Here is a 25,319-nt window from a genome sequence, read left to right as displayed (position 1 = left end):
CCTGCAGGGAGACACCATGGACCGGAAGCATTGCCTCGTCACCGGCGCCAATCGCGGCCTGGGACTGGAGTTCACCCGCCAGCTGCTCGCGCGCCGCTGCCATGTGGTCGCCACCTGCCGCCAGCCGGGGAAGGCGGTGGCGCTGAACCTGCTGGCAGGCGAGTACCCCGGGCGACTGCACGTGCTGCCGCTGGACGTGACCGACGCACGCAGCCGCGCCGAGCTCGCGCGCGAGCTGCCGCTGGTCACCGACGACGAACCACTGCACCTGCTGGTCAACAATGCCGGCGTGCTGCGCGGCGGCGAGCGGTTCGGCCAGATCAGTCCGGCCGACCTGGATGCGAGCTTCCATACCAACGCGGCCGGTCCGTTCCTGCTGGTGCAGGCGCTGGCCGCGCAGCTGGCCGACGGCGGCACCGTGGCCAACCTTTCCTCCGAGATCGGCTCCATCGCGCTGCGACAGGAATTCCGCACCCCCAGCTATGCCATCGGCAAGGCCGCGCAGAACATGGCCACGTCGCTGCTGTCGCAGGCGCTGGCCCCGCGTGGCATCAAGGTGGTGGCCCTGCATCCCGGTTGGGTCCAGACCGACATGGGTGGCGCGAACGCCGCCGTGACCGTCCAGGATTCGGTGACCGGGCTGCTGCAGGTGATCGATCACCTGCGCGCGGAAGACAGTGGCGTCTTCCTCGACTGGCTGGGCCAGCCGCTGCCCTGGTGAACCCACTGCACGGTGCAACGCCGTGCCTTGCAACCGTTGCCGCCTAAACGGCATCCAAACCAGCAAGGCCGGAAATGACCGGGCGTGGACTGATGTGGCGTGTTCGTAGTCACAAATCCGCCCCTATGGCGTCTTGCTTCGTGCAGGACCGCACCCCGGACGGACACCCGACACGGACACCGGACACTGCAACTGAATCATTTTTATCAATTAGATCAACAACTTGAAGTTGGCACGGTTCCTGCTCTACGTATAACAAGCACAACAGACGTTCCGGACCAATCCTGACTGAATCCTGAATCAACTCACCGAAACGAAAGGTTTCGCTTGACCGTTCTGTCTAGGTGTACTACCTTACTACCACACCACCCCACAACGTCACTACAGAGGCATCACAATGAACGCCAAGAACCTCCTCCCGCTGACCGCCGCCGCCGTGTTCGCCCTGTGCGCCGGCTCCATGGTCATCTCCGCCACCCACGCCGACAACAACCGCAACGCCGCGTCTGCCGACCGCATCGTCACCCTGCCGACCGTCAGCGTCACGCCGGATGCGGCCGACCTGGCCCACTACAACACCTACAAGGACGCCAAGATCGTCGACCTGGCCACCATCACGGTGACGCCGTCCGCCCAGGACATGGCGTACTACGTCGCCAACCAGGCCGTCCGCATCGTCGACATGCCGGTGGTCACCGTGCGTCCCTCGGCCGATGACATGCAGCAGATCGCCGTACAGGCAGGCGTGCTGGCCAGCCAGCTGGCTTCGCGTTGATACGCAGGCAACCGCAACACGCGTAACACGCAAGCCGGCTGCGGCCGGAGTTCCACCGCACCACACGCCCAGCAGGTCACGCAGCGCCGCGTAGAATGCGCGCCATGACCGACACCCTGGACATCGACGTCCTGCTGTACCAGCCGGAAATTCCCCCGAATACCGGCAATGCCATCCGCCTCTGCGCGAATACCGGCGCGCGGCTGCACCTGATCGAACCGCTCGGTTTCGACCTGGAAGACAAGCAGCTCAAGCGCGCCGGCCTGGACTACCACGAGTACGCATCGCTGCAGGTCCACGCTTCCCTCGAAGCGGCCCTGCAGCATGTGCGTCCTTCCCGCGTGTTCGCACTCAGCACGCGCGGCACCCAGCGCTATGACCAGCCCCGCTACCAGCCGGGCGATGCGTTCCTGTTCGGCCCGGAAACCCGCGGCCTGCCCCAGGACGTGCTGGATGCGCTGCCGCCGGACCAGCGCCTGCGCCTGCCGATGCGCCCCGACAACCGCAGCCTCAATCTTTCCAACACCGTCGCCGTGGTGGTGTTCGAAGTCTGGCGCCAGGCCGGGTTTCCCGGCGGTGCGTGATTGCGCGTAGGCTGGCGCCATGGCCTCCCCGGCGCGCCCGCCCTCCGCTTCGCAGTTCGATGTCGCGCGGTTGCTCGACACGGCCACCGTGTCGGTGCGTGACGTGTGCTGCCGCGGCGAATGCCGGCACCGCAGCGATGAGGAATGCGTCGGCGCGACGCATCTGGTGTTCCCCTACCGCGGCACCTACCTGCGGCATGTCGGCCAGGCGCAGGCCGTGGCGGATGCCAACCACGTGCTGCTGTTCAATGCCGGCGAGGGCTACCAGGTCAGCCATCCCGTCGAAGGCGGCGACGCCAACCTGGTCCTGCAGCTGGCCGACGCCCTGCTCGATGAACTCGCGCCGGCGCCGTTGCGACGCAAGGACGCAGCGGTTGCCTTCCGCCACCAGGCGCTGCGCATCGATGCGCGCACGCAGGCGCTGGTCGCGCTGCTCGGGCACGCATTGCGGCGCGGCAGCTGCGAACCGCTGGAAGCCGAAGGCCTTGCCCTGACGCTGGCCTCGCGCAGCCTGGGCGCGCGCACCGCGCATGTGCCGGGCGCGACGCGCGGGCGGCAACGGCTGGTTGACCGGGTCAAGCTGCTGCTCGCAAGCGATCCCGGGCGGCGCTGGACGCTGGCGGAGATCGCGCAGGAGGTCGGCGGCTCGCCGGTCTACCTCACCCAGGTCTTCCGCCAGGTCGAAGGCATGCCGCTGTACCGCTACCAGCTGCAGCTGCGGCTGGCCCGCGCGCTGGACCTGCTCGCCACCGCGACGGATGTGTCCACGCTGGCGCACGATCTCGGCTTCTCCAGCCACAGTCATTTCGCTTCCGCGTTCCGCCAGGCTTACGGCCGCTCGCCCAGCACGTTCCGCGCCTCCTGAGCGCGTGCGCAAACCGCTAAAGATTCCGACAGCGCCGCACAGGGACGCATGGTCTCCTGTGGCTGCCCAAGCCCGGGCTTCCCACTGGAGCGTGTCATGTCCGAACAAACCTGCGCCGCCTGCGACTACCCGCTGGACGGCAACGCGATCAAGGTGACCCTTGGTGGTCGCACCGTCGAAGTCTGCTGCGAGGAATGCGCGGAGAAACTGCGCGAAGCGAACAACGCCGCGACCTGAGCCGCGGCGAATTCCTCAGCCGAAGCGCGCCAGCGCATACGGCGCCAGCGGAATGTCCGTTGCCGCACCCGCCATCAACTGGTCGAGCAGGCGGCCGGTCACCGGCCCCTGGGTCAACCCCAGGTGGCCGTGGCCGGTCGCCACGAAGATCTCCTCGCCCGGCACCCGGTCGATGATGGGCAGCGAATCCGGCGTGCAGGGACGGTTGCCGGCCCACTCCGACACCGGCTGGCCGGTGATGCCGGGGAACAGCTTCCGCGCTTCGGGATCGAGCCGGCGGATCAGGTGGTAGTGCGGATCGCGGCCGAGCGCGGTCAGCTCCTTGATGCTGGTCATGCGGATGCCGGACTGCATCGGCGACACCACCATGTAGCGCTCGGCCCACAGCGTCGGCCGCCGCACGACCGCTTCGGCCTGCGGATACATCAGGTGGTAGCCGCGTGCCGGGATCACCGGGACCTTCAGGCCGAACGGCTGCAGCAGCGCATTGCTCCACGCGCCCGCCGCCACCACCACGCGGCCGGCGTGCACCGGACCGTGGTCGGTGTCGACCCGGTAACCGCCGTCGCGACGCGCGATGGCAGACACGCTGGCCGTCAGCGGCATGGCGCCGCGTGCGCTGAGATGGTTGAACAGTCGCCTGCAGAAGGCACCGGGATCGCGCATCGCCAGCGATTCGCGCTGGAAGACGGCGCGCTGGAAGCCTTCGCCGATGCCCGGCTCCAGCTCGCGCAACTGGGCGGCGTCCAGCACGTCGAACGCGACGCCACGGTCGCGCATCAGGCCGCGCTCCCATTCGCCCTTCGCGAACGTCTCCCGTTCGGAGTACACGTGCAGGTACCCGGTGTGCGCGATCAGGTCCTGCGCCTGGATGCGCTCGCCGAGATCGAGCCAGGCCTCGCGCGACGCGCGGTTGATGGCACTCAATGCGTCGATGATCCGCAGCACGTGCTGCAGCCGTCCCTGCACCAGGAACTGCAACAGCCAGCTCGCGTAGGAAGGGCTGACGCCCCAGTCCAGCTTCAGCGGCGCCAGCGGATTGGCCAGCATGCGCAGTGCCTTCACGACGATGCCCGGCGTCGACTGCGGCATCACGTTGCCGACCGAGATCGAACCCGCGTTGCCGAACGACGTCTCGCCGGCCGGTCCTTTCGGATCGATCAGCATGCAGGACAGCCCGCGGTCGAGCAGGTGGTGGGCCGTCGACAGGCCGACGATGCCGCTGCCGATCACCGCGACATCGGTGGTGAGCGGCGGCCGTGCGGAGGGGGAGGAGGTCATTGGATCGGGACGTCGTAGGCAGTCTGGGGGGAAGGTTCCGGCCGGAAGGTGAAGTGCCACCATTCCATCGGGTAATTGTGGAAGCCGTGACGCGCCATCGCTTCAACCAGACGCGCGCGATTGGCTTTCTGCTCGGGCGACAGGTCGGCATGCGCGGTGTTGGCGCGCGGATCGAAGAAATCGAAGGCCGTGCCCATGTCCAGTTCGGTGCAGGCATCGCCTTCGCAACGCACCAGTGTCAGATCCAGCGTGGCGCCACGGCTGTGGCCTGAGGTCTCGGCGATGTAGCCGTCCAGCAGCGTCGACTTGTCCAGCACGGGGTAGTACTCGGCCTTGGTCCGCTGGTCCGCGGCATCGCGCGCCCAGCGCACGAAGTGCCTGACCGCCCGCACGGGCCGGTAGCAGTCGAATACCTTCAATGCCAGGCCATCGCCTTGCACGTCCTGCTGGACGCGCGCGAGTGCCTCGGCCACGGGCTTCAGCAACAGGCATCTGGGAGCGTCGTAGCCGGTCACCGGCGCGCCGACGAAGTTGTGGCTGCCCGCATAGCGGATGTCGAAGCGCATGTCGGCGGACAGGCTCGCCATGTCCACCAGTCCGGCCTCCGCCGGGGTCGCTGCCGGCGAGACGCGCACCGAAGGCGGCGACGTGGCGCATGCCGGCAGCATGCATGCCATCAACAGCGGCAGCAGCCACGCGACCCGCATGTCATTCACACGCCTGCGTTCGGGTGAACGCCAGGTCGGCATAGTCGTAGCTGAAGTCGGCGTCGGGATCGACGTGCGACAGCGTGAGCGTCGCTGCGTTGCCGGTCTCCGCCGCGAAATGCAGCCACGGCTCGGCATCCACGCTGTCCTCGTCCCAGTCCACCAGCCAGCGCTCGCCCACCTGCATCACGGTGCCCGTGAGCATCGGTGAGCGCGCGGAAGCGAAGCGCACGCGCCCCTCCGTGGCGCAGATGGATACCTCGCCGAACCAGGGGTCACGGTAACGACCCAGCCTGTCCTGCAGGCCCGCAGGCCGTGCAGGTCTGCGCGCGGACGTATCCGCGGCGGGATTGGCGGTGCGTTCCGCGCTGCGCTCCGCCTCCAGCAGGGCCGCGTAGTGGTCGATGGAGGTCTGCTTGCCCGGCGCGGTGAAGCGATCGGTCAATACCTGTCCCAGTGCGGTACGCGCCTGTCCGCCTTCGCCATTGATCAGGATGACGATGCCGGTGCGCTGGTCGGGCAGCAGGATCACCGAGGAGTACATGCCCGCCAGCGTGCCGGTATGCGCGACCTTCCAGACCCCATTCACGTCGGACAGGCGCCATCCGTAGCCATAGGCAGAGACGTGGCTGTTGTCCCATGCCCGCATGCGCGCGCTGACGGGCATCGGCATGTGCGGCGTCCAGACTGCCTTGCGCTGCGCCGGCGACAACCAGGCCGGTGTGGCGTCGGGCGACAGCCACATCGTCATCCACGTCAGCATGTCATTGAGACTGCAGCGGATGCCCCCGGCCGCCATCGAGGTGATGTCGGGTATCACCTCGCCATCTTCACGGATGACACGGTTGCCCTGCGCTGTCCGCATGTGCGGCTGCGCGACATTGCCGACCTGCCTGCGATTCCACTCGCCCACCTGGCAGCGCTTCAGCCCGAGCGGCTGGAACAGCTCGCGCTTCATCAGGACATCGTAGGGTGCGCCGCCCGCGGCCGCGGCGACTTCGCCGGCGACCACGTACAGCAGGTTGTCGTAGGCATAGTGCGAACGGAAGCTGTGCGTGGGCTTCAGGTGCGCAAGCCCGGCGATGATGTCCTTCCGCGTGAAGCGGTTGGGCTCCGGCCACAGCATCAGGTCACCGGCGCCCAGGCCCAGTCCGCTGTTGTGGATCAGCAGGTCGCGCACCTGCATCTGCTGCGTGACCCACGGGTCGTGCATGCGGAAGTCCGGCAGGTACCTGGTGACGGGATCGTCCCAGCGCAGCTTGCCGGCATCGACCAGCCGCGCCAGCACGCCTGCGGTCATGGCCTTGCTGTTCGATGCGATCTTGAACAGCGTATCGGCATCGATGGGCTGGCCTGTGCCGGCCTCGAGTTCGCCCGCGGTGCGCGAATACACCACGCGCCCGTCCTGCACGACCCCGACCGCCAGGCCCGGCAACTGGTAGCGCGCCATCGCCTGCTCGAACGCCGCATCCATCGCGGTGCGCGGCGCCAGGTCATCGGCCGACGCCTGGCCAGCGAACAGCAACGCGCCCAGCAGCACGCACGCGCGTTGGGCGACGGAGCGCCTGGAGGTCCTGCTTCCGCTGTGCGGGTGGGGAGGGGTATCGACGTGGGAGGTCATCATTCGGTATCGGTGGTGTCGGCGGGATGGGCGAACAGGCCGAGCGAGGGATGGCCCTGCCGGACCACCCGCCCATGCGCGGCGTTTCGCCGGGTCAGTGGAACCTGTATTCCATCAGCAGGCTGTAGGCACGGCCACGTGGGTCGGCGATGCGGGTTTCCCAACCGGCGCCGGCGGCATAGTCATTCTGGTGCGCGGTGAACGGCGGATCCTCGTCCAGCAGGTTCTTGATGCCGAACGTCAGCTTCATCCTGTCGAAGCCTGCGTAGCTGACGCTGTAGTTGTACGTGGTGTAGCTGGAGACGGACGGGTTCCAGTCTTCCGGCACATAGCTGCCGTTGCGCACGCTGACCGGCAGTTCGTCGTTGTAGCCGTCGCGGTAGATCTGGGTGAGGCTGTGGCCCCAGTCGCCACGCTGCCAGCTGAAGCTCAGCGTGTGCTTCCACTTGATCGGCAGGTTGTAGTAGCGGACGTAGTCGCCCACCAGGTTGTCGGTGTACGGCAGCGTCTCCAGTGCCTTGGTCTTGAAGGTGTCGATGTAACTGCCGTTGAGGTTGACGCGCCAGTTGCCGCCGGCCAGTTCACCCATCAGGTTGGCATCCAGCTCGATGCCTTCCATCAGGCTGCCGCCCGAGTTGATGTAGCGGCGGTCGATCGCGACCACTTCGCCACTGGCGTCGCGGATCCAGTTGGCGGTGAACACGTCGTAGTACTGGACCAGCACCTCCTGCGGCGCCGAGCGGATGGTGTTCTCGCGCTCGATTTCCCACCAGTCGAGGCTGACGTTGAACCAGTCCACCGGCGCGATCACCACACCCAGGCTCTTCTGCCTGGATTCTTCCGGCTCCAGGTCTTCCTTGCCGCCGGTCAGGATCACCGGGCGGATCGCCTCGCAGCCCGGCACGGCGGCATTCGCGACGCCGCTGGGACAGGTGGCGGGGTCCGCCAGGTCCAGGCCGGTGTACTGCGTCTCGGTCACGCCGTTGAACAGCTGGTTGAACGAAGGCACCTTGAAACCCGTGCTGTACGCGCCGCGGAACAGCAATGCCTCGATCGGCTGGTAGCTGAAGGACACCTTGGGATTGGTGGTGCTGCCGAAGCCGTCGTATTCGTCGTAGCGACCGGCCAGCGTGACGTCCAGGTTGTCGAGGATGGGCAGGTAGACTTCCGCGAACACGGCTTTGATGTCGCGGCTGACGTCCTGCAGGATGTTGGATTCGTCGAACGGCGCATTGAAGATGGGCCGCTTGTCCACGCGCGAGTCTCCGTCGAACTTGAACTCCTCGCGCCGCAGGTCGAAGCCGGTCGCGGCCAGCACCTCGCCACCCGGCAGCGAGAAACCCAGGCTGCCGGAGAACGTGGCATCGATCTGGGTCATGATCGATTCTCCGCCGTACAGCATCACGCCGGTGGCCGACGCCGCTTCCAGCGCGGCCATGGCCTCCGGGCTCTGGCTCTGGCCAGGCATCAGGAAGGGATTGATCAGCCCGCTTCCCAGTGCCGTGCGCAGGGCATCGGTGTAATGGAAACCGCCGCGCAGGGTGGAATCGGATTTGCTGGATGCCCGCGACAGGCCCACGTTGTAGTCCCAGGTGCCGAGCGCGCCTTCGAATGCGGTCAGCAACCGGTACGAGGTGGTGTTCGTCTCGATCCGTCGCGGACCGCACGCGATGCAGCGCCACCGGTAGGCAATGGGCGCGCCATAGTTCAGGTTGCCCGCGCCGAAGTAGCCGGCCAGAGCGTTGTAGACCATGTCGTAGGTGCCCTGCGTCACCGCGTTGAGCGGATACCAGGTGCTGGGGCCCAGCGCGGTGGTCGCGGTGGACGTGCTGGAGGAGATCTGGTTGGGTTCGAAGGTCTTTTCGACATCGACCTCGGAGCCCATGAACTCGACGAACACGCGGTGGTTGTCGGCGATCCTGAACGTCGCACGGCCGATGAAGTCCACGCTTTCCTGCGGCTGCTGGATGATCGCCGCGGCCGGGTAATCCCAGGCGCACGCGAACCGTGATGCCGGCACGTTCCACAGGCGATGGTCGTACGGCCCCATCATGTCGCCGCCGTTCTCGCAGCCGGCACCGCCGGGCAGGTCGAGGATGTTGATGCCGGTCTGCCGCAACGGCGTGGCACTGGGCGGATCGGCCGGGTCGACCAGGCCGTTGCGGATCAGGCTGCTCGCACCCACGCCCGTCGTGCCCAGGCTGAAGACCGTGGCGAATGGCGTGCCGCGCGTATCCGGCGACAGCCCGCGGCTGGCCTGGAAGGTGTTGGAGAAATCGCGGTCGGTGCCCCGCAGCACCTCGTTCTTCTTGAACGTCACGGTACCGAAGACATTCCACCGGTCCACATCCAGGTCACCCCAGCCGGCCAGCAGGTTGGCGCGGTAGATGTTGCCGCCGCCGGCTTCGGTGACATCGGCGAAGGCCGAGGCTTCCACGCCGGTGTAGTCGGTCTTGGTGATGAAGTTGATCACGCCACCGATGGCGTCCGTACCGTAGACGGCCGATGCGCCGTCACGCAGTACCTCGACGCGATCGATGGCCGCGAACGGAATGGAGTTCAGGTCCACCGCGCGCCCTTTCAGGCCGTGCGTGGCGACGCGACGGCCGTTCAGCAGCACCAGCGTGGCATCGGCGCCCTGGCCACGCAGGTTCGCGCCGGACACGCCGTTGTTGCCGCGCTGTTCCTCCGACACGATGCCGCCGTTGCTGGCGAGGTTGTCGGACGAATTGCCGGCGATGTTCATGTGCATCAGCAGCTGTTCTGCCGACGTGATGCCCAGCGCGTCGATCTGCTCCTTCTTGAACACGGTGATCGGCAGCTGCGTCTCGATGTCCGTGCGCTTGATGCGTGAGCCGGTGACCGAGACGGTGTCCAGCGTGCGCGAGACGGATTCGTTCGCCGGCGTCAGCGCGGCGGGTGCATCGGCCTGGGCGGATGCGATGCCCGGCGTGGCCAGGCCCAGCACGATGGCGGCGGCAAGATGGGCGGCCTGGGGGGAACGACGTCGAACGGGCATGCGAGACCTCCTCGATGAAAGAGCATGGCGACACGCGACAGTCATGATGGGAAACGAACCCTGTATCCCGCGGTTGGTACCAGCCACCGGCTTCACGCTGCCGGCGCACGCTGTCACCGCACCCACCACGCCATCCTCCGGGCGGATGCATGCATCCCCGGCACGACGTGACCTTCTGCATCCACTCCGCCTGTCCCTGCGGAAACCGCACCGGTCTTCACCCGCGCAGCCGCGCATCACCCGTCATGCAACACCCCTGTGATTCGATGTAGCACGGCACTCCAGGGCAGTCAATAAACTATTCCGCACACTCTCATCGACTGACCGGATTATTCTTCACCGAGCATCCTGTTTGACGTCGTCGGCACGGAGGGGCGATGTCGAACTCACATTCGAAGTGCGCGTCAATGCATGCAGGATGCGCAGATCCTCCGCGTCCAGTTCGTGCGTATCGATGCCGCGAAAGCGGTGATGGAACGCGCGCACGGCCGCCGGCCTGTCCTTGAGCGGATAGCCGATCGCCTGCAGGGCCATCCAGGGATCAAAGCCCGCAGGGGGTTCGCCGGCATCCGCGGCAGGCCAGATGCCGAAACCGGCGTCGGCCAATCGCTTCCAGGGGAACAACGGGCCCGGATCGACCTTGCGCGCCGGTGCGAGATCCGAATGGCCGATGATCTGCGAGGGTGGAATGTCGAGGCGTTCGGTGAGGTCACGCAACAGCACGATCAGGCTGTCGATCTGCGCGTCGGGAAACGGCGTGTGGCCGTCGTTGTCGATCTCGATGCCGATGGACGCGGCGTTGACGTCGGTGATCCTGCCCCAGCTTCCCGCGCCGGCATGCCAGGCGCGCTTGTCGTCGGAAACCAGCTGGTAACGATGGCCGTCCTTGCCGATCAGGTAGTGCGAACTCACGCGGCCGCCGCTGTTGCGGCCGCGCAGGGTATCCAGTGACTGCTGCACGGATTCCTGGTCGGTGAAATGCAGGACGATCAGGATGGCGCCGCGTTCATTGAAATTGTCCGACGGCACCCAGGTGGCCAGCGGATTGCGTTTTCCGGTGTGGGCACACGCCGTGAGCAGCACGATGGCCAGCACCGCGGCGACGCGCGACACCTCGCGAACGGTACGGCGCCAGCGTGTTGCAGGCAGCAGTGTGGACATGCGACCTCCTTGGATAACGACGGAGAGAGGGATACCACGAATGAAGGTTGCGGACACGTCGCCGCGCCGGGCACGTGCGGTTTCTGCGGGATGCATTCAAAAGAAAGGCCCGCCACCAGGGGCGGGCCGGAGGGAAATCCATGGAGGGGCAAGCGGCGCCCCTTGCCGGCACGGGCAGGCAAGGAGCAGGTACTCAGAAGTTCCAGCTCACGACCAGTTGCGCATAACGCGGCGACTGCCAGCGGGTACCGGTGCCGAAGGTGGTCCTGTAGTCGCCGGGGCCTCTTTCGTAGCGTTGCCGCACGTTGATGACTTCCTGGTCGTTGAGCAGGTTGTAGATCGAGAAACGGGCCTTCAGGTCGATGCCTTCCACCGGCAGGGTCCAGGTGACACTGGTGCCCAGGTTGTAGGTCCATGGCATGCGGCCGAACGCGCCGCGTTCGGTGTACTCGTGCACGCGCTGGTTCCAGACACCGGAACAGTTGGACACGCAGATCCAGCCGCTGCCGCCGCCGCTGCCCTCGCTGGTGAAACTGCCCACCGCGAAGTTCTCATCCGGCCAGGTCACGCCATGTGCGGTGATCGGCGCGCCGGAGAGGGCGGTGAAGGTGCCGCCGAACGTCCACATCTCGTTGAGCTTGTAGCTGCCGCGCAGCTTGATCTGGTGCTCGTGGTCGTTGAACAGGACGCCGTAACGCTCGTTGATGGCCGGATGATCCCAGTGCTGGACCATGCCGGTGTCGCCGTAGTTGGTGTCGGAATTGACCGGGCCTTCGTGGTTGCCTTCCAGCTTCGACCAGAGGTACGACGCATTGAACGCCCACTTGTCGTCCCACGCACGGTCGATCTGAAGTTCCACCGCCTTGTACGTACGGCGCGGCTCCTTGTAACCGATGATTCGGTTGCTGCCGACCGTGATGTAGCCTTCCTTGGAGGTGTCGATGGTGACCCAGCCGTCCTGGGCGCAGCCCATCGCGGTGGTGCCCCACAAGGTCAGGTCCTCACCGGGGTTGGCGATCGGGAACAGGGTGCCGTGGCGTACGCCGCACAGGGCGTTGATGCGCACGTCGTCCAGCGCGTTCTCCATCTTGCGGTAGGTGCCGTTGATGCCCCACGACCACGTCTGGCTGAGCATGCCCTGGAAGCCGAGGATGAACTCGTCCTGGTACACCGCATCCAGGTCGCGGTCCACGCTCTGGCGCAGGTCGCCGACGGTGATGTTCATGTCGTCGTCCACCGGGCCGATCTGGGCGCCCAGCACCGGTGCCATGTACGACGCGCCGGTCACCGGGTTGGTGGCAGGCGTCCAGCCGCCCAGTGCCCAGTACGTGTACTCGTCGGTGAGGCCACCGGCGAAGGTGTAGTTGATGTTGTTGGTGACGGGCAGGTAGTAGCGGCCGGCATTGCCGAACAGCTTCATCCTGCCATCATCCTTCATGTCCCAGGAAAAGCCCACGCGCGGCGACACCAGGTCGTCCATCTTGATGAAGCTGCCACCGGCGGCGGTCTTGTTCTCGAATGCGTCCACGCGCAGGCCCAGGTTCAGCATCAGGCTGGGCGTGATGTTCCAGGTGTCTTCCACGTACAAGGCGTTCGCGGTGGTTTCGAACGTGCCGCCGTCGGCGCGCCTGCGACCCATGACGATGGCATTGACGCCGGCAGGCACCGTCGCCCCGTTGTCCAGTGGTGAGCCCGGGGCGCGCGAGTACACGGTGTAACGCGTTCCCTCGGGACCCGGATAGAAGGTCGTGCGGTCGGTGGTCATCTCTTCACTGTCCACGCCGAAGCGCAGCAGGTGGTCACCGAGCGTCCATTCGAAGTCCAGGCGGCCGACCTTGCGTTCGTCATTGTGGTCCACGACCGACGAACTGGTGCTCGGATGGCAACTCACCGCGGGGCGCCCCATCGCGTTGTAGGTCGCGTTGTAGCTGGAATCGATGATGACCTGCGAGCACAGCGGATCGGCGGACGAGAAAGTGATCGCCTTGCTCTCGTTGATGCCGTACATGGCCTTGGCGGTGAAGTTCTCACCGAAGTGGCCCGTGTAGGTAAGCGAGCCGCTGTTTCCTCCGCCCTCGACGGTGTTGCCGCCGATGTAGCTGTTGATGACCGCATCGTTCCAGTTGTACGAATACGCATCAGAGAGCGTTTCCGTTTCGTCGGAGAACGCCAGCAACTCCAGCATGTGGTTGTCGGTGATGTTCCAGTCGAGCTTGGCGCCCCAGAAGCCGTCGCCATTCTCGGCCGTGTTCCAGATCGCGCCATTGGTGCTCGTGTAACGGGCGTCAGTCTCGCGTTGCTCATACATGGCGAACAGGAACAACCGGTCCTGTACCAGCGCGCCGGAGGCCCAGACATTGGCCTTCGTGAAGCTGGACCGGTCGCGGCTGGCGCGATAGTAGACCGGCGAGGGGACACCCGTGGCGCTCACATCGGTGAATTCATGATCGTCGGCGCTGGACTCCCACGCCGAGGGTTCGAAGGTGAAAGTCACGCCTCCATCGAGCTCGTTGCTGCCACGGCGTGTGACCGCGTTGATGACACCGCCGGTGGCACGCCCGAACTCCACCGAGTATCCACCGGTCTTGACCTGGAACTCCTGGAAGAAGTCGAACGGCGCGGTGGAAAAGCTCTGGCGCCGGTAGAAGTCGGTGACGTTCAGTCCGTTGATGAAGACCGAGTTCTCGGCGACCGACGAGCCGCCGAACGAAATGCCACCGAACGACGAGTTGCCGCCGACCACGCCCGGCGCGACCAGGGCGACCGAGGTCAGGCTCTGGTCGATCGGCAGGCGCGCGATCTCCTCGCGGTTGATGTTGGTGGCCACTTCGGTGGAGTACACGTCCACGCGATTGACGACGCGCGAACCCACCACTTCCACCGCATCCAGATTGACCAGGTTGCCCTCGGCACCAAGGTTCACCGCCGTGGTGCCGCCCAGCGCCACGTTGACGGTGACGCTCTGGCCTACCGGCTGCCCACCCCGCACCACCCGCAGCTCGTAGTCACCGACCGGCAGCTGGGTCAGGCGATAGACGCCATCCGCACCGACCGTCGCCGTACGGCTGGCGCCCGTGGCCTTGTTGACGACCATGATCTGGTCGCCCGCGCTGGCGCGACCCGCCACCGCACCGGTGGCGCTCTGCGCCATGGCCAGCGGCGCCATCGAACCCAGGCACGCACCCAGCGCCATGCACAGCGCCGCTTTCCGTAAAACTCTACCGTTCATCCCCGCTCTCTCCTGCTGAAGGTGTTGGTTGATTCCCGCCCGGTGTTCAGTCGCTGCTCTTCATCGGCAGCATCTTCCAGTCGAAGCTGTAGTCCCATTGGTCAAAGTAGAGGTTGCCCCCGCTCCACTCCGCTTCACCGCGTTGCAGGTCCACCGTTTCGGAACGGACATGCTGCTTGGCGGGCACGAATTCACGCGAATAGTCGTCGTTGAAGGCGATCCGGTACGCATCCAGGCCGCCGAGGTAGAACCACTTCAGCGCCGGATCGTCGGAAGCGAGCTGGCCGGTCGTGACGTCCATCGGCACCCAGCCGTACGGGGCCAGGTACAGCCAACCCCAGTCGTGCATGTTGTCGTAGCCGACGGCCTCATCGGAGTACACCCACCCCGACTGCCAGCGCGCGGGAATGCCGTTCATGCGCAGCAGGGTCATCAGCAGCAGGGTCTGCTGGCCGCAGTCGGCATGCCCGGCGTGCAGCGCGTAGTCGCTGATGTTGGAGAGGGTCGAATACTCGCGCGCCCCCGCCCAGGGGATGCGGTCCACCGCCGCGAACAGCTTCTGCGCGATGCGATACGGATGCGTCTCCCCGCCCACCACCTGGGCGTTGAACCTGCGCAGCGCGTCGGTGTAGACGACATGCGGTGCACGTTCGGCCACGAAAGGCGCCAGCTCCGGGGTGATGATGGCCGGCACCACCTTTTCCGGGTCGATGTCGAAATGACGCGCGTAGACGGTCATCTCGTAGGTCACCGAGAACGCGGTGGGCTCACCCGCACGCGCGGGTTTCTCGAGATAGGCGGTGCGCTGCAGCGCGGTTTCCGGCGCGAGGCGGGCGCCTGTCGGCTGGCTGGCGACCAGCACGATGTCTTCCTGCTGCCCCGCGATCGCGCGCGGGTACGGGATCCACGCACGCACGGTTTCGCCGGCCGGAACCGCGTCGGCCTCCACCACCAGCGACTGCGTCACCTGCAGGCGCCGCGGTGCGACGCTGGTGGCGTGCTGCGCGCGCGACGCCGCGACGATCTCGCGGTGATGCGGGTGCAGGCTTTCGAACGGGCCCTCCGCGAAGGGTTTGACCGGCGGCGCCCGGCGCGCGGCGGCTTCCGGGCTCAGCCGGAACAGGTTGGACGCCGAACGGTTGAAGTAGCGCTTCTCGCCATCGATGGTCATGCGCTCGATCAGGCCGGCGGCGTCCCAGCGCCGGAATTCGTCATCGCTCAGGTCGGGGACCTGCGTGCGGATGCGTTCGCGCACCTGTGCCTCGTCCAGGCCGAAGTCCAGCCGGATGCGGCGCATGCGTTCCTGTTCGAAGACCAGCGCCTGGCGCACCGCAGGATCCAGCGCGGGCTGGCGCAACGCCTCGGCAATGGCCTGCCGGGCGTCGGCGAAACGGCCCTGGTCGACCTGGGCGATGACGCGGTCCAGCAGCGGGTCGGTCGTCGGGGTGGCGGTCGTCAGGACGGGCATCAGGAGTACCATCGAAAGCATCGTCCGGCCCAGCCAGCGGGGCAGCGCGCGCGGACCAAGGTCCCCACGCTTCGATGCCCACCTGTGCTGGCCCGTGTCGGCTTGCACGTCAAACCACCCCCAGTCGCCCCGTCATGTTGGTGTAACACGGCCGGAATCACTGGTCAATAATTTATTCTTGATTCTTGCATGATAAGAAGTAAATATTCTTGGCGGGACCGGGATCTGTTCTGGCATACGGATGCCAGGGGCACGGAATCCCGCAAGGGGAGGCTGAAATGAGTGAATGCAGTGGACGCCCGCGGGCGCTTCCCGTCCGCCTGACCGCGCTGCTGCTGGCACTGCTGGCCGGGGTCGCCAGCCATGCCGCCGCGCGGACGCCGGCACCGTCGGTGCCGCCGCATGCGGTCATCGGCGTGGAAGACCGCCACCTCCAGCCGGACTACTGGATCGGCCGGCAGCCTGCACCGGACCGCGTCATCCTGGATGACGCCGCCATCGCCGCGCAGAACCAGCGGCTGCAGGCCAGCGACCGTTCGGTGCACGACGTCGCGGCGCTGCCGGCCACGCTGGCCGGCGAGCAGGTGCGTGCGCAGGTGGGCAAGCTGTCGTCTCCGCCGACCCGCACGCTCTACGACGTGAAAGGCACCGCGGTGACAGCGGCGGCGCTGGCCACGATCATCGACAACGCGGCGATCGCTGCCATCCCGGACCAGGTCACTCCCCGCTTCGGGCTGGTCGTCCACCGCGCCGACCTGCGCACCTTCCCGACCCGGCTGCGCGTGTTCAGTACAGCCGGCGACACGGACATCGACCGCTTCCAGGAAAGCGCGCTGTTCCCCGGCACGCCGGTCGCCGTGCTGCATGCCAGCGCCGACGGGCAGTGGCGGTTCGTGATCAGTCCGCTGTATGCGGCGTGGATCGAAGCCAGCGCCATCGCCGAAGGCAACCGCGACACCGTGCTCGCGTATGGCAGCAAGTCGCCTTCGCTGGTCGTCACCGGCGCCACCGCGCGCACCGTCTACAACCCGGAAGAGCCGGGCCTGTCGCAACTGCAGCTGGACATGGGCGTGCGCGTGCCGCTGCTGGCCGACTGGCCGGCGGACGCGCCCGTCAACGGCCAGCATCCCTATACCTCGTACGTCATCGAGCTGCCGGTACGACGCGAGGACGGCACCCTCGCCTTGTTGCCCGCGCTGTTGCCCCGCACCGCGGACGTGGCCACCGATTACCTGCCGCTGACGCCGACGCAGCTGCTGCGGCAGAGCTTCAAGTTCCTCGGCGAACGTTACGGCTGGGGCCACAGCTACAACACGCGCGACTGCAGCGGTTTCGTCTCCGAGGTCTATCGCAGCTTCGGCGTCACCCTGCCGCGCAACACCAGCGACCAGGCGGTCAGCCCGGCGCTGAACCGCATCGCCTTCAATCCGGAGGACACCCGTGAACAGCGCATGGCCGTGCTCCGCACGCTGCAGGTCGGCGACCTGGTGTACATCCCCGGCCACGTGATGATGGTGATCGGCCAGGAGAACGGCACCACCTACATGATCCACGACACCACCGGCATCACCTACCGCGATGCCGGGGGCAAGCTGGTGCGCGCGCGCCTCAATTCGGTCGCGGTGACGCCGCTGGAGCCGCTGATGTTCAACAGCGAGCAGCCCACCATCGACCGCATCACCAGCATCCAGAGAATCCGTCCCTAAGGACCTTATGAAGATCACCGACATCCGCTTCGGCATGCTGCGCGTGCCGCTGAAGACACCGTTCAAGACCGCGTTGCGCACCGTCGACACGGTGGAGGACATCGTGGTGCTCGTGCACACCGATACCGGCCATGTCGGCTACGGCGAGGCCCCGGCCACCGCGGTGATCACCGGCGACACGCACGGCTCCATCATCGAAGCGATCAGCCGGTTCATCCGCCCGCGGCTGGTCGGCCAGGAAATCGCCAACCTCAACCACATCACGCAACTCATCCAGACCGCGCTGGAGCGCAACACCAGCGCGAAGGCGGCGGTCGAGATCGCCGTCTACGACCTGTTCGGCCAGCTGTACGATGCGCCGCTGTACAAGATGCTGGGCGGCGGCGACCCCGTCATCACCACCGACATCACCATCAGCGTGGACTACATCGACAAGATGGTGGCGGATTCGATCAGCGCGGTGGAGCGCGGTTTCGAGTCGCTGAAGATCAAGGTCGGCAAGGACATCGGGCTGGACATCGAGCGGGTGAAGGCGATCTATTCCGCCGTCGAAGGCCGTGCGCTGCTGCGCCTGGATGCCAACCAGGGATGGACCGCCAAGCAGGCCGTGTTCGCCATGCAGCACCTCGAGGAAGCCGGCGTGGTGCTGGAACTGCTGGAGCAACCGGTCAAGGCGCGCGACATCGAAGGCCTGAAGTACGTCACCGACCGGGTGCACACGCCGGTGATGGCGGATGAAAGCGTCTTCGGCCCGGCCGAGGTCATCGACCTGATCAGGATGCGCGCAGCCGACATCATCAACATCAAGCTGATGAAGACCGGCGGCATCTCCAACGCCATCCGCATCGCCGACATTGCGTCCGTCTACGGCGTCGATTGCATGATCGGCTGCATGATCGAGACCAGCATCAGCGTGGCCGCGGCCGTGCACGTGGCGGTGGCCAAGGCCAACGTCATCACCAAAGTGGACCTGGACGGCCCTTCGCTGTGCCAGTTCAACCCGGTCGAGGGCGGGGTGGTGTTCAACGAATCGGAGATTTCCATCACCGATGCCCCCGGCCTGGGCATCCGCGAGATCCGCGGGCTGGAACTGATCCCCGGCTGAGGTAAAGTCATCCCGATGCCGCCCCTGGTGAAAATCCGATCCGAACGCGACCAGATGTCGGCCATCGAACGCCGCATCGCGGATTTCATCCTGGAGAATTCGCACCTGCTGCGCGACTACTCGTCGCAGCAGCTCGCCAACGCACTGGGCATCAGCCAGTCCAGCGTGGTCAAGTTCGCGCAGAAGTTCGGCTTCAAGGGCTACCCGGACCTGAAGTATTCGGTGGGCGCCGCGGTTGCCCGCAACGGCGTGGCCGAGGACGCGGCACCGGTGGCACCGGTGGCGCAGGACGATTTCGCCCAGCTCTCGGAACAGCTCCGCCGCAGCAAGGCCGAGGCGGACGAAGAGACGCGCCTGATCAATCCGCGCGAATCGCTCGAAGGCATCGCCGACCGGCTGGACAGGGCCGGCAAGGTCTACGTCTGCGGCCTGGGCGAGGACGCCCTGTATGCGCGCGAGTTCGCGCTCAAGCTGTCGCTGCTCGGCATGGTGACGGTGCATCATGCGGACCCGGTGCTGATGATGGCCGGCATGTCCGCCGTGCAGGCGGACGACGTGCTGCTCGTGTTCTCCGAGCACGGCACGCTGCCGCAGCTGTCGCAGATCAGCCGGCAGTTCCAGGATTTCCGTGGCCGGGTGGTCTCGGTGACCCGGCATACCGCCAACCCGCTGCGCGCGCACGCCGATGCCACGCTGCTGGTGTCCGCGCACGATGCGCGGCCGCATGTGGAGCAGGTGCTATACCGCGCCGCGCTGCAGACGCTGCTTGATCTGGTGTTCGTGCTGCTCTGCCATCGCAGCACGGGCCGGCGCGAGCAGTTCGATCTCAATCTCGAGCGCATGCAGCACATGATCCATTCCTGAGCTGCACCCGCGGTGCGCAGGCGCGCCGCTGCCACCCACCATCGAGGAACGCCGTGCGCCGACCCATTGAATCCCTCCCGCCGACGATGTCGCAACGCGTGGCACGCGCCGTGGCGTTCCCCCTGGTCTTGTGGGCGGCGTCGACGGCGTTCGCCGCGAACATGTCCGTGCCGATTCCCGACGAGACCACGCAGCTGGTGCTGGTGACGAGCGACGGCTGGGACAGCACGCAGGGGAGGCTGCACACGTTCGAGCGTGTGGACGGTGGTTCGAGGTGGACAGCGGCACAGCCGGCGATCGATGTCAGCCTGGGGCGCTCGGGGTCGGCCTGGGGCACCGGCCTGCACCCGGCGCAGGCCGACGGACCGCAGAAGGTGGAGGGCGACGGACGCAGCCCAGCAGGTGCGTTCGAGATCGCCCAGGCGTTCGGCTATGCGCCCACCACCGAGACCGGTTTGACCTACCAGGCCATGCAGGTCAGCAGCTATTGCATCGACGTGGTTGCCTCGCCGCTGTACAACCAGATCGTCGATGCCCGCGAAGTCGGTGAGGCCGCCGTCGAGGGTTCCACCGAACCGATGCGACTGGACCTGCATGGCAATGGCGATGTGCGCTACCGGGAAGGTTTCGTCATCCGGCACAACCCCGGCAACACGCCCCGAGGCGGCAGCTGCATCTTCGCCCACCTGTGGCGCAAGCCGGGTGAACCCACCGCCGGCTGCACCGCGATGGCGGGGCCGCACATGCAACATCTGTTGGCCTGGCTGCGCCAGGACGCACGCCCCGTCTTCGTCCTGTTGCCCGAAGCCGAGTATCAACGGCTGCGCACATCATGGCGGCTGCCCACGATCGAGGGGAAAGCACGATGAGCGATACGACGGTTCCTGATGCCAACGCCAGTGGCGGCCAGATGGTCCGTGCCGTCAGCCGTTGGCAGATCGTCGGGCTTGCGATCAATGACGTGATCGGCAGTGGCATCTACCTGTTGCCGGCCGCGACGGCACTGCTGCTCGGCCCTGCCAGCCTGTGGGCGGTGCTGCTGGCCGGGCTGGCGGTGGCGCTGCTGGTGCTGTGCTATGCGCAGGCCGCGAGCTACTTCGACCAGCCAGGCGGCAGTTACCTGTATGCGCGCGAGGCGTTCGGGCCGTTCGTGGGCTTCGAGATCGGCTGGATGGTCTGGCTGACGCGCATCGCGTCCGCCGCCGCACTCAGCAACGGGCTGGCCGATGCGGTGGCGCGATTCTGGCCTGCGGCGTCCGGTGGCGGCGGACGCCTGGCGATCGTCGTCGGTTCACTGGGCCTGCTGACGCTGATCAATGTCATCGGCATCAAGTCGGCTGCGCGCACGGGCATCGCGCTGGTGATCGGCAAGCTGGTGCCGTTGCTGCTGTTCATCGCCATCGGCGCCTTCTACATCGACCCTGCCGCCCTGGTGGCGGGCGAGCCGCCCCGCGTGGACAAGCTGGGCGAAGCGGCCTTGCTGCTGCTGTTCGCTTATGCCGGTTTCGAGAACATCCCCGCCGCGGCCGGTGAATTCAAGAATCCGCGCCGCGACGTTCCCTTCGCGCTGCTGACCATGATCGCGGTCGTCACCCTGGTCTACGCCGCCGTGCAGCTGGTGGCGCAGGGTACATTGCCCGGCCTCGCGCAATCCGCCACCCCGCTGGCCGATGCGGCTTCGCGTTTCAGCGGCGAAACCCTCGCGCTGATCCTGACCGTCGGCGCGACGATCTCCATCCTGGGCACCAACAGCAACACCATGTTGTTCGGTCCGCGCGTGCTGTATTCGCTGGCGCAGGACGGGTTCGGCCCGCGCGTGCTGGCGCGCATCCACCCGCGCTTCCGCACCCCGGCGTGGGCCATCGTCACCCAGGGCACGCTGGCGCTGTTGCTCGCACTGTCCGGCTCTTTCGTGCAGCTGGCGATGCTGAGCGTGGTCGCACGCCTGTGCGCATACATCGGCACCACCCTGGCGGTCCTCGTGCTGCGCAAGCGCCATGGTCATCGGGAGGATGCGTTGAAGCTGCCTGGCGGCCCGCTCATTCCACTGGGTGCCTTGGTGCTGTCGATAGGACTGCTGGCCAGTGCGACGCTCAACAACCTGATCGCAGGTGCGTGTGCGCTGCTGCTGGGAGCCGTGATCTACCTGATGCGGCGGCGCGACGCTTCCTGAAAACCAGCGGGTGAACCGCGTTGTCATCCAGCTTGATTCGGAAGTCGTCGATCAACGTGGCGGCACTCCGAAGGGCGGTTCGTGATGATGGCCGCGGCGGCACGGGCCGCCAGATGACCGGGAACGCGGTCATCCGTGGGGCGATCAGTCGGTAACGGCGCCGTTCGGTGGTTGCACGAAGGGACGATGCCGATGCGGATGGCTCGCGCGCAGATAGGCCGTGACCAACCGGCGCAGCGGTTCGGCCACGTCGCCCTGCGCCTGCAGGGACGTGATGATCTGGTCCCAGACGCCGTCCTGTGCCCAACGCGTGAAGCGCACGTAGATGCTGTGCCACGCACCGCAGTCCTTGGGCAGCCTGGCCCAGGGCTGCTGCGTCGTGGCGACCCACATCACCGCTTCGAGAAAGCCGCGCGTGCGCCCGCCATTGATGGCACGCGCGCGTATCAGCGGTGGCAGGTGTTCCACGATCAGGCGCCAACGCGCGTCGTCCAGCCGTGTCGTCAAATGCGGGGGCGATTGCACGCCATTGTCTTGCGTCGTGGGAATGTCCACGCGCGATTGCCTGCTGTCTTCCATCATCGAGTGCCCTCGAGTGCAGTTCCCTGGTCAGAGACGCCGTGATGCATGACGTCTTGCGGATTCCGTCCGTTGTTGGGCACATCGCCGCGCGTGACTGAAAGCGGACACGGATCCGCAAGCGCACACGCACGCGTCGATGTCTACTGCGCAAAGTTCCCGGGACCTCCGGTGAATTCATGTACTGGTCAGTTTGGTATTCAGGGCTTGTTGTGATCTGAAACGGATACTTCATCGGCCGGTCGTCGCGCTTGCGGCGTCCGCACCACAAAACAACAAGAGAAGAAGAGGCCCCTGTTCCTATGAAGAAGTCCTTGCTTGCCCTGACCCTGCTGGCCGCCCTGCCGTTCGCCGCTTCCGCGGCCGAGGGCGTTTCCTACAACTACGTGGAAGGCGGTTATGTCGCTTCCAACCTGAGCGACGGGCTGCCCGATGCCGATGGTTGGGGTGTGAAGGGTTCGGTCGCCATCGCGCCGAACTTCAGCATCTTCGGCGACTACACCACGCAGGAAATCGACAACACCAACTTCGATATCGACAACTGGCGCCTGGGCGTGGGTTACAACCACGAGATCAGCCAGCGTGCCGACCTGATCACCCGCGTGGCCTACGAGCGCTACGAGACGCCGGTGGATGACTTCAACGGCTACAGCGCCGAAGTCGGCGTGCGCGGCGCCATCGCGCCGAAGTTCGAAGGCTATGCCACCGTCGGCTACGAAGACGGCAGCGACTTCGACGGCGACTTCTACGGCCGACTGGGCGCGCAGGTGAAGTTCAACCAGAACTGGGGTTTGAGCGGTGACGTGAAGTTCGCCGACAACGACACCCAGTGGTTCGTCGGTCCGCGCTTCACCTGGTAATCGGCAACACGTTCCCCCGCGACGCGTCCCCTCTCTCCCCGCGTCGCACCCAAAGCCCGGCCTTGCGCCGGGCTTTTCTTTGCCCGGACGCACATGAAAAAGCCCGGCGCGTGGCCGGGCTCTTTCATCGCATGTTCAATGGCCACTGCCGCGACTAGCGGAACAGCGTCTCGGGGTATTCCGGCTTCTGTTCGCGCGCCAGCAGCTGCTGCAGGCCTGCGGCGGGCGTCAGGTCCCCGTGCAGCACCGAACGCACGGCGCTGGAGATCGGCAGGTCGATGCCGTGCCGCTCCGCCTGGCGCATGACTTCATCGGCGGTCTGCACGGATTCGACCACCTGGCCGATTTCGCGGACCGCATCGTTCAAGCTCTGTCCACGCCCGAGCGCCAGGCCCAGGCGACGGTTGCGCGAGAGATCGCCGGTACAGGTCAGTACCAGGTCGCCCAGCCCCGCCAAGCCCATCAGTGTTTCCGGCTTGGCACCGATCACGGCGGACAGGCGCAGCATTTCGTTGAGGCCGCGGGTGATCAGGCCGGCGCGGGCATTCAGGCCCAGCTGCATGCCGTCGGCCACGCCGGTGGCGACCGCCAGCACGTTCTTCATTGCACCGCCAAGCTCGGCGCCGACCATGTCGTCGCCGGTATAGGCGCGGAATGCAGGACCGTGCATCACGTCGGCGACGGCCTGGGCAAACACCGGATCGGCACCGTGCACGGTCACCGCCGTGGGCAGGCCCAGCGCGACTTCCTTGGCGAACGAGGGACCCGTCACCACCGCCAACGGCACGTCCGGGCCCAGGATGTCCTCGGCCACTTCATGCAGGAAACGGCCGGAGCCGGTTTCGAAACCCTTGGTGGCCCAGGCCACGCCGGCACGCGCCGGGCGCAACGGAGCAACCAGCTTCAGGGTCTCGGTGAAGGCATGGGAAGGCACCACGACCAGTACCTGGTCCGCGTCGGCGAGCGACGCGGCCAGGTCGGTGGTGGCGCGCAGGGTCTCCGGCAGTGGAATGCCCGGCAGATAGCGGGTGTTCTCGTGCTGCCGGTCGATGGCGGCGGACACCACGGGATCGCGGCCCCACAGGGTGACCGCGTGCCCGTGACGGGCCATCAGTGCCGCCAGCGCGGTGCCCCAGGAACCGGCACCGAGGACCGCGATCTTCAGTGGATTATCCGGCGTTGACTCGGCCATCCGTCCCCCTGCGTGTTGCGTCGCCGTGTCCGGCGGTTGCACGGCCAATCAGGCGTTGCCGACGGGTTCCGAATTGGCCAGCTGGCCTTCGGCACCGGCCTGCGCGGCGCGCTGGCGCAGCGATTCCGAGTACAGCGCTTCGAAGTTGATCGGCTGCAGGAAGAACGGCGGGAAACCGCCGGCCTGGACCAGGTCGCTGACCAGCTGGCGCACGTACGGAAACAGGATGTTCGGGCACTGCGTGCCGAGCAGCACGTCGATCGCCTGCGGCTCCAGGCCCATCAGGCCGAAGATGCCGGCCTGCTGCACTTCCGCCACGTACGCGGTCTTGTCGCCGGCCTTGCAGGTCAGGGTCACGCCCAGGACCACTTCGAACGCGTTCTCGCCCAGGCGCTGCACGCGCTGGTTGAGGTTGAGCTGCAGTTCCGGCTGCACGTTCTCGGCAAAGATGCCGGGTGCGCCGGGGACCTCGAAGGAAACATCCTTGACGTAGATCTTCTCGACGGTGAAAGCGGGGCCAGCGGCTTCGGCGGCAGGCGCGACCGCGCCGTTGGTGGTTTCGTCGGACATTTCGAACTCCGGAATCTGGGTTGTTTCGGTGAATGGAGGATTATGTCATGGCGGCGCGCGCGGCCCTGTTCAAGGGCAGCGCGGCGGCCTGATGGGATCAGCGGCCCTTGACCAGCGGCAGGTCGGCCTGCTGCCAGGCGGCAATGCCGCCGTCCAGCCAGTAGACCTTCTCGAAGCCGGCCTTCTTCAGGCGCTTGGCGGCGGATGCCGAGGCCTGGCCGTTGCGGCAGACCATCACGACCGGCAGCGACTTGGCCTGGGCGACCAGCTTGTTCTCGGGGTCGAAGCTGCTGGGCAGCACGTTGCGGCTGCCGGCGATGTGGCCTTTCTCGAAGTCGTTGCTGGCCGACAGGTCGATGACCAGTGCGTTCTCGCTGTTGATGAGATGGGTCAGTTCGGCCGGGCGCAGGGCCTTGTAGCCACGGAACAGACGGGCGATCTCGGTGTAGAGGATGGCGACGGTCAGGCCGGCCAGTGCCACCAGCAGGATCGTGTTGAATTGGTTGCGGCCGGCGAAGGCCAGCAATTCGTCGAAGTTCACAGGCATTGGCAGCGTTGGAGCGGGCGGCGATTGTCGCACAGGACGCCGTTGCGGGCGCCCG

General features: G+C 66.5%; 22 protein-coding genes. 11 read left to right on the top strand and 11 right to left on the bottom strand.

Annotated features, from left to right (window positions below; translation table 11 throughout):
- Positions 1 to 16 precede the first annotated feature (16 nt).
- The 5 genes from OVA13_RS14460 to OVA13_RS14440 all read left to right on the top strand — a co-directional run bounded on the left by OVA13_RS14460 (position 17) and on the right by OVA13_RS14440 (position 3,182).
- Positions 17 to 721, top strand: a complete 705-nt coding sequence (locus tag OVA13_RS14460; RefSeq protein WP_267791164.1) for an SDR family oxidoreductase — start codon at positions 17 to 19, stop codon at positions 719 to 721.
- 397 nt (positions 722 to 1,118) lie between these two features.
- On the top strand, positions 1,119 to 1,496 hold the full coding sequence (locus OVA13_RS14455; protein ID WP_267791163.1) for a hypothetical protein: 378 nt from the start codon (positions 1,119 to 1,121) through the stop codon (positions 1,494 to 1,496).
- A gap of 104 nt (positions 1,497 to 1,600) precedes the next feature.
- Complete coding sequence (trmL, locus tag OVA13_RS14450) at positions 1,601 to 2,080, top strand: tRNA (uridine(34)/cytosine(34)/5-carboxymethylaminomethyluridine(34)-2'-O)-methyltransferase TrmL (RefSeq protein WP_267791162.1); 480 nt, start codon at positions 1,601 to 1,603, stop codon at positions 2,078 to 2,080.
- Positions 2,081 to 2,099: 19 nt separating this feature from the next.
- Positions 2,100 to 2,945: a helix-turn-helix transcriptional regulator gene (locus OVA13_RS14445; protein WP_267791161.1), complete on the top strand. Its 846-nt coding sequence runs from the start codon at positions 2,100 to 2,102 to the stop codon at positions 2,943 to 2,945.
- Positions 2,946 to 3,041: 96 nt separating this feature from the next.
- Positions 3,042 to 3,182 carry a hypothetical protein gene (locus OVA13_RS14440; RefSeq protein ID WP_267791160.1) on the top strand — a complete coding sequence of 47 codons (141 nt, stop codon included), beginning with the start codon at positions 3,042 to 3,044 and terminating at the stop codon, positions 3,180 to 3,182.
- A gap of 15 nt (positions 3,183 to 3,197) precedes the next feature.
- On the opposite strand, the gene OVA13_RS14435 is transcribed toward OVA13_RS14440, so the two are convergent.
- The 7 genes from OVA13_RS14435 to OVA13_RS14405 form a co-directional block, all read right to left on the bottom strand.
- The gene (locus OVA13_RS14435; RefSeq protein ID WP_267791159.1) at positions 3,198 to 4,463 is read right to left on the bottom strand and encodes an NAD(P)/FAD-dependent oxidoreductase; all 1,266 of its coding nucleotides are present in this window, start codon (positions 4,461 to 4,463) and stop codon (positions 3,198 to 3,200) included.
- A complete protein-coding gene (locus tag OVA13_RS14430) occupies positions 4,460 to 5,170 on the bottom strand; it encodes a M15 family metallopeptidase (protein ID WP_267791158.1) in 711 nt (236 codons plus the stop codon). Before OVA13_RS14430 ends, OVA13_RS14435 begins: the two co-directional genes overlap by 4 nt.
- A 1-nt stretch (position 5,171) precedes the next feature.
- Positions 5,172 to 6,791, bottom strand: a complete 1,620-nt coding sequence (locus OVA13_RS14425; RefSeq protein ID WP_267791157.1) for a serine hydrolase — start codon at positions 6,789 to 6,791, stop codon at positions 5,172 to 5,174.
- 94 nt (positions 6,792 to 6,885) lie between these two features.
- The gene (locus OVA13_RS14420; RefSeq protein WP_267791156.1) at positions 6,886 to 9,810 is read right to left on the bottom strand and encodes a TonB-dependent receptor domain-containing protein; all 2,925 of its coding nucleotides are present in this window, start codon (positions 9,808 to 9,810) and stop codon (positions 6,886 to 6,888) included.
- Between the two features lie 336 nt (positions 9,811 to 10,146).
- Positions 10,147 to 10,971: an N-acetylmuramoyl-L-alanine amidase gene (locus OVA13_RS14415; RefSeq protein WP_267791155.1), complete on the bottom strand. Its 825-nt coding sequence runs from the start codon at positions 10,969 to 10,971 to the stop codon at positions 10,147 to 10,149.
- A 193-nt stretch (positions 10,972 to 11,164) separates the two neighbouring features.
- Positions 11,165 to 14,200 (bottom strand): TonB-dependent receptor, encoded by a 3,036-nt coding sequence (locus tag OVA13_RS14410; protein WP_267791154.1) that lies wholly within the window; start codon positions 14,198 to 14,200, stop codon positions 11,165 to 11,167.
- Positions 14,201 to 14,246: 46 nt separating this feature from the next.
- The gene (locus OVA13_RS14405; protein WP_267791153.1) at positions 14,247 to 15,668 is read right to left on the bottom strand and encodes a transglutaminase domain-containing protein; all 1,422 of its coding nucleotides are present in this window, start codon (positions 15,666 to 15,668) and stop codon (positions 14,247 to 14,249) included.
- Between the two features lie 278 nt (positions 15,669 to 15,946).
- Between OVA13_RS14405 and OVA13_RS14400 the strand changes: the two genes are divergently transcribed.
- The 5 genes from OVA13_RS14400 to OVA13_RS14380 all read left to right on the top strand — a co-directional run bounded on the left by OVA13_RS14400 (position 15,947) and on the right by OVA13_RS14380 (position 21,516).
- The gene (locus tag OVA13_RS14400; protein WP_267791152.1) at positions 15,947 to 17,374 is read left to right on the top strand and encodes a C40 family peptidase; all 1,428 of its coding nucleotides are present in this window, start codon (positions 15,947 to 15,949) and stop codon (positions 17,372 to 17,374) included.
- Positions 17,375 to 17,381: 7 nt separating this feature from the next.
- Positions 17,382 to 18,479, top strand: a complete 1,098-nt coding sequence (locus OVA13_RS14395; RefSeq protein ID WP_267791151.1) for a dipeptide epimerase — start codon at positions 17,382 to 17,384, stop codon at positions 18,477 to 18,479.
- Positions 18,480 to 18,494: 15 nt separating this feature from the next.
- A complete protein-coding gene (locus OVA13_RS14390; protein ID WP_267791150.1) occupies positions 18,495 to 19,343 on the top strand; it encodes a MurR/RpiR family transcriptional regulator in 849 nt (282 codons plus the stop codon).
- Positions 19,344 to 19,504: 161 nt separating this feature from the next.
- Positions 19,505 to 20,212: a L,D-transpeptidase family protein gene (locus OVA13_RS14385; RefSeq protein ID WP_267793543.1), complete on the top strand. Its 708-nt coding sequence runs from the start codon at positions 19,505 to 19,507 to the stop codon at positions 20,210 to 20,212.
- The gene (locus OVA13_RS14380) at positions 20,209 to 21,516 is read left to right on the top strand and encodes an APC family permease (RefSeq protein WP_267791149.1); all 1,308 of its coding nucleotides are present in this window, start codon (positions 20,209 to 20,211) and stop codon (positions 21,514 to 21,516) included. Before OVA13_RS14385 ends, OVA13_RS14380 begins: the two co-directional genes overlap by 4 nt.
- 144 nt (positions 21,517 to 21,660) lie before the next feature.
- Here the strand turns inward: OVA13_RS14380 and OVA13_RS14375 are convergent, their stop codons facing one another.
- Positions 21,661 to 22,071, bottom strand: a complete 411-nt coding sequence (locus OVA13_RS14375; protein ID WP_267791148.1) for a transposase — start codon at positions 22,069 to 22,071, stop codon at positions 21,661 to 21,663.
- Between the two features lie 326 nt (positions 22,072 to 22,397).
- On the opposite strand from OVA13_RS14375, the gene OVA13_RS14370 reads away from it, so the two are divergent.
- The gene (locus tag OVA13_RS14370) at positions 22,398 to 22,955 is read left to right on the top strand and encodes an OmpO family porin (RefSeq protein WP_267791147.1); all 558 of its coding nucleotides are present in this window, start codon (positions 22,398 to 22,400) and stop codon (positions 22,953 to 22,955) included.
- 154 nt (positions 22,956 to 23,109) lie between these two features.
- On the opposite strand, the gene OVA13_RS14365 is transcribed toward OVA13_RS14370, so the two are convergent.
- From OVA13_RS14365 to OVA13_RS14355, 3 genes are all read right to left on the bottom strand, one after another.
- Positions 23,110 to 24,147, bottom strand: coding sequence for an NAD(P)H-dependent glycerol-3-phosphate dehydrogenase (locus OVA13_RS14365; protein WP_267791146.1), 1,038 nt, complete (start codon positions 24,145 to 24,147; stop codon positions 23,110 to 23,112).
- Between the two features lie 48 nt (positions 24,148 to 24,195).
- Positions 24,196 to 24,717, bottom strand: a complete 522-nt coding sequence (gene secB, locus OVA13_RS14360; protein ID WP_267791145.1) for a protein-export chaperone SecB — start codon at positions 24,715 to 24,717, stop codon at positions 24,196 to 24,198.
- Positions 24,718 to 24,814: 97 nt separating this feature from the next.
- Positions 24,815 to 25,258 (bottom strand): rhodanese-like domain-containing protein, encoded by a 444-nt coding sequence (locus OVA13_RS14355; protein ID WP_267793542.1) that lies wholly within the window; start codon positions 25,256 to 25,258, stop codon positions 24,815 to 24,817.
- Between the last annotated feature and the right edge of the window lie 61 nt (positions 25,259 to 25,319).

The organism is Pseudoxanthomonas sp. SL93 (assembly GCF_026625825.1).
In the GTDB taxonomy this organism is placed as follows: domain Bacteria; phylum Pseudomonadota; class Gammaproteobacteria; order Xanthomonadales; family Xanthomonadaceae; genus Pseudoxanthomonas_A.
The sequence above is the reverse complement of the archived record's forward strand: the minus strand, read 5'-3'. Positions and strand labels throughout refer to the sequence as shown.

What these genes read in the sequence shown, in the direction of transcription:
- OVA13_RS14430 (WP_267791158.1), bottom strand. Translation starts at nt 5,170, where the DNA reads ATGCGGGTCGCGTGGCTGCTGCCGCTGTTGATGGCATGCATGCTGCCG.
- OVA13_RS14385 (WP_267793543.1), top strand. Translation starts at nt 19,505, where the DNA reads ATGTCCGTGCCGATTCCCGACGAGACCACGCAGCTGGTGCTGGTGACG.
- OVA13_RS14365 (WP_267791146.1), bottom strand. Translation starts at nt 24,147, where the DNA reads ATGGCCGAGTCAACGCCGGATAATCCACTGAAGATCGCGGTCCTCGGT.
- OVA13_RS14380 (WP_267791149.1), top strand. Translation starts at nt 20,209, where the DNA reads ATGAGCGATACGACGGTTCCTGATGCCAACGCCAGTGGCGGCCAGATG.
- secB (WP_267791145.1), bottom strand. Translation starts at nt 24,717, where the DNA reads ATGTCCGACGAAACCACCAACGGCGCGGTCGCGCCTGCCGCCGAAGCC.
- OVA13_RS14435 (WP_267791159.1), bottom strand. Translation starts at nt 4,463, where the DNA reads ATGACCTCCTCCCCCTCCGCACGGCCGCCGCTCACCACCGATGTCGCG.
- OVA13_RS14410 (WP_267791154.1), bottom strand. Translation starts at nt 14,200, where the DNA reads ATGAACGGTAGAGTTTTACGGAAAGCGGCGCTGTGCATGGCGCTGGGT.
- OVA13_RS14415 (WP_267791155.1), bottom strand. Translation starts at nt 10,971, where the DNA reads ATGTCCACACTGCTGCCTGCAACACGCTGGCGCCGTACCGTTCGCGAG.
- OVA13_RS14445 (WP_267791161.1), top strand. Translation starts at nt 2,100, where the DNA reads ATGGCCTCCCCGGCGCGCCCGCCCTCCGCTTCGCAGTTCGATGTCGCG.
- OVA13_RS14370 (WP_267791147.1), top strand. Translation starts at nt 22,398, where the DNA reads ATGAAGAAGTCCTTGCTTGCCCTGACCCTGCTGGCCGCCCTGCCGTTC.
- OVA13_RS14405 (WP_267791153.1), bottom strand. Translation starts at nt 15,668, where the DNA reads ATGCCCGTCCTGACGACCGCCACCCCGACGACCGACCCGCTGCTGGAC.
- OVA13_RS14460 (WP_267791164.1), top strand. Translation starts at nt 17, where the DNA reads ATGGACCGGAAGCATTGCCTCGTCACCGGCGCCAATCGCGGCCTGGGA.
- OVA13_RS14425 (WP_267791157.1), bottom strand. Translation starts at nt 6,791, where the DNA reads ATGACCTCCCACGTCGATACCCCTCCCCACCCGCACAGCGGAAGCAGG.
- OVA13_RS14390 (WP_267791150.1), top strand. Translation starts at nt 18,495, where the DNA reads ATGCCGCCCCTGGTGAAAATCCGATCCGAACGCGACCAGATGTCGGCC.
- OVA13_RS14440 (WP_267791160.1), top strand. Translation starts at nt 3,042, where the DNA reads ATGTCCGAACAAACCTGCGCCGCCTGCGACTACCCGCTGGACGGCAAC.
- trmL (WP_267791162.1), top strand. Translation starts at nt 1,601, where the DNA reads ATGACCGACACCCTGGACATCGACGTCCTGCTGTACCAGCCGGAAATT.
- OVA13_RS14400 (WP_267791152.1), top strand. Translation starts at nt 15,947, where the DNA reads ATGAGTGAATGCAGTGGACGCCCGCGGGCGCTTCCCGTCCGCCTGACC.
- OVA13_RS14420 (WP_267791156.1), bottom strand. Translation starts at nt 9,810, where the DNA reads ATGCCCGTTCGACGTCGTTCCCCCCAGGCCGCCCATCTTGCCGCCGCC.
- OVA13_RS14455 (WP_267791163.1), top strand. Translation starts at nt 1,119, where the DNA reads ATGAACGCCAAGAACCTCCTCCCGCTGACCGCCGCCGCCGTGTTCGCC.
- OVA13_RS14395 (WP_267791151.1), top strand. Translation starts at nt 17,382, where the DNA reads ATGAAGATCACCGACATCCGCTTCGGCATGCTGCGCGTGCCGCTGAAG.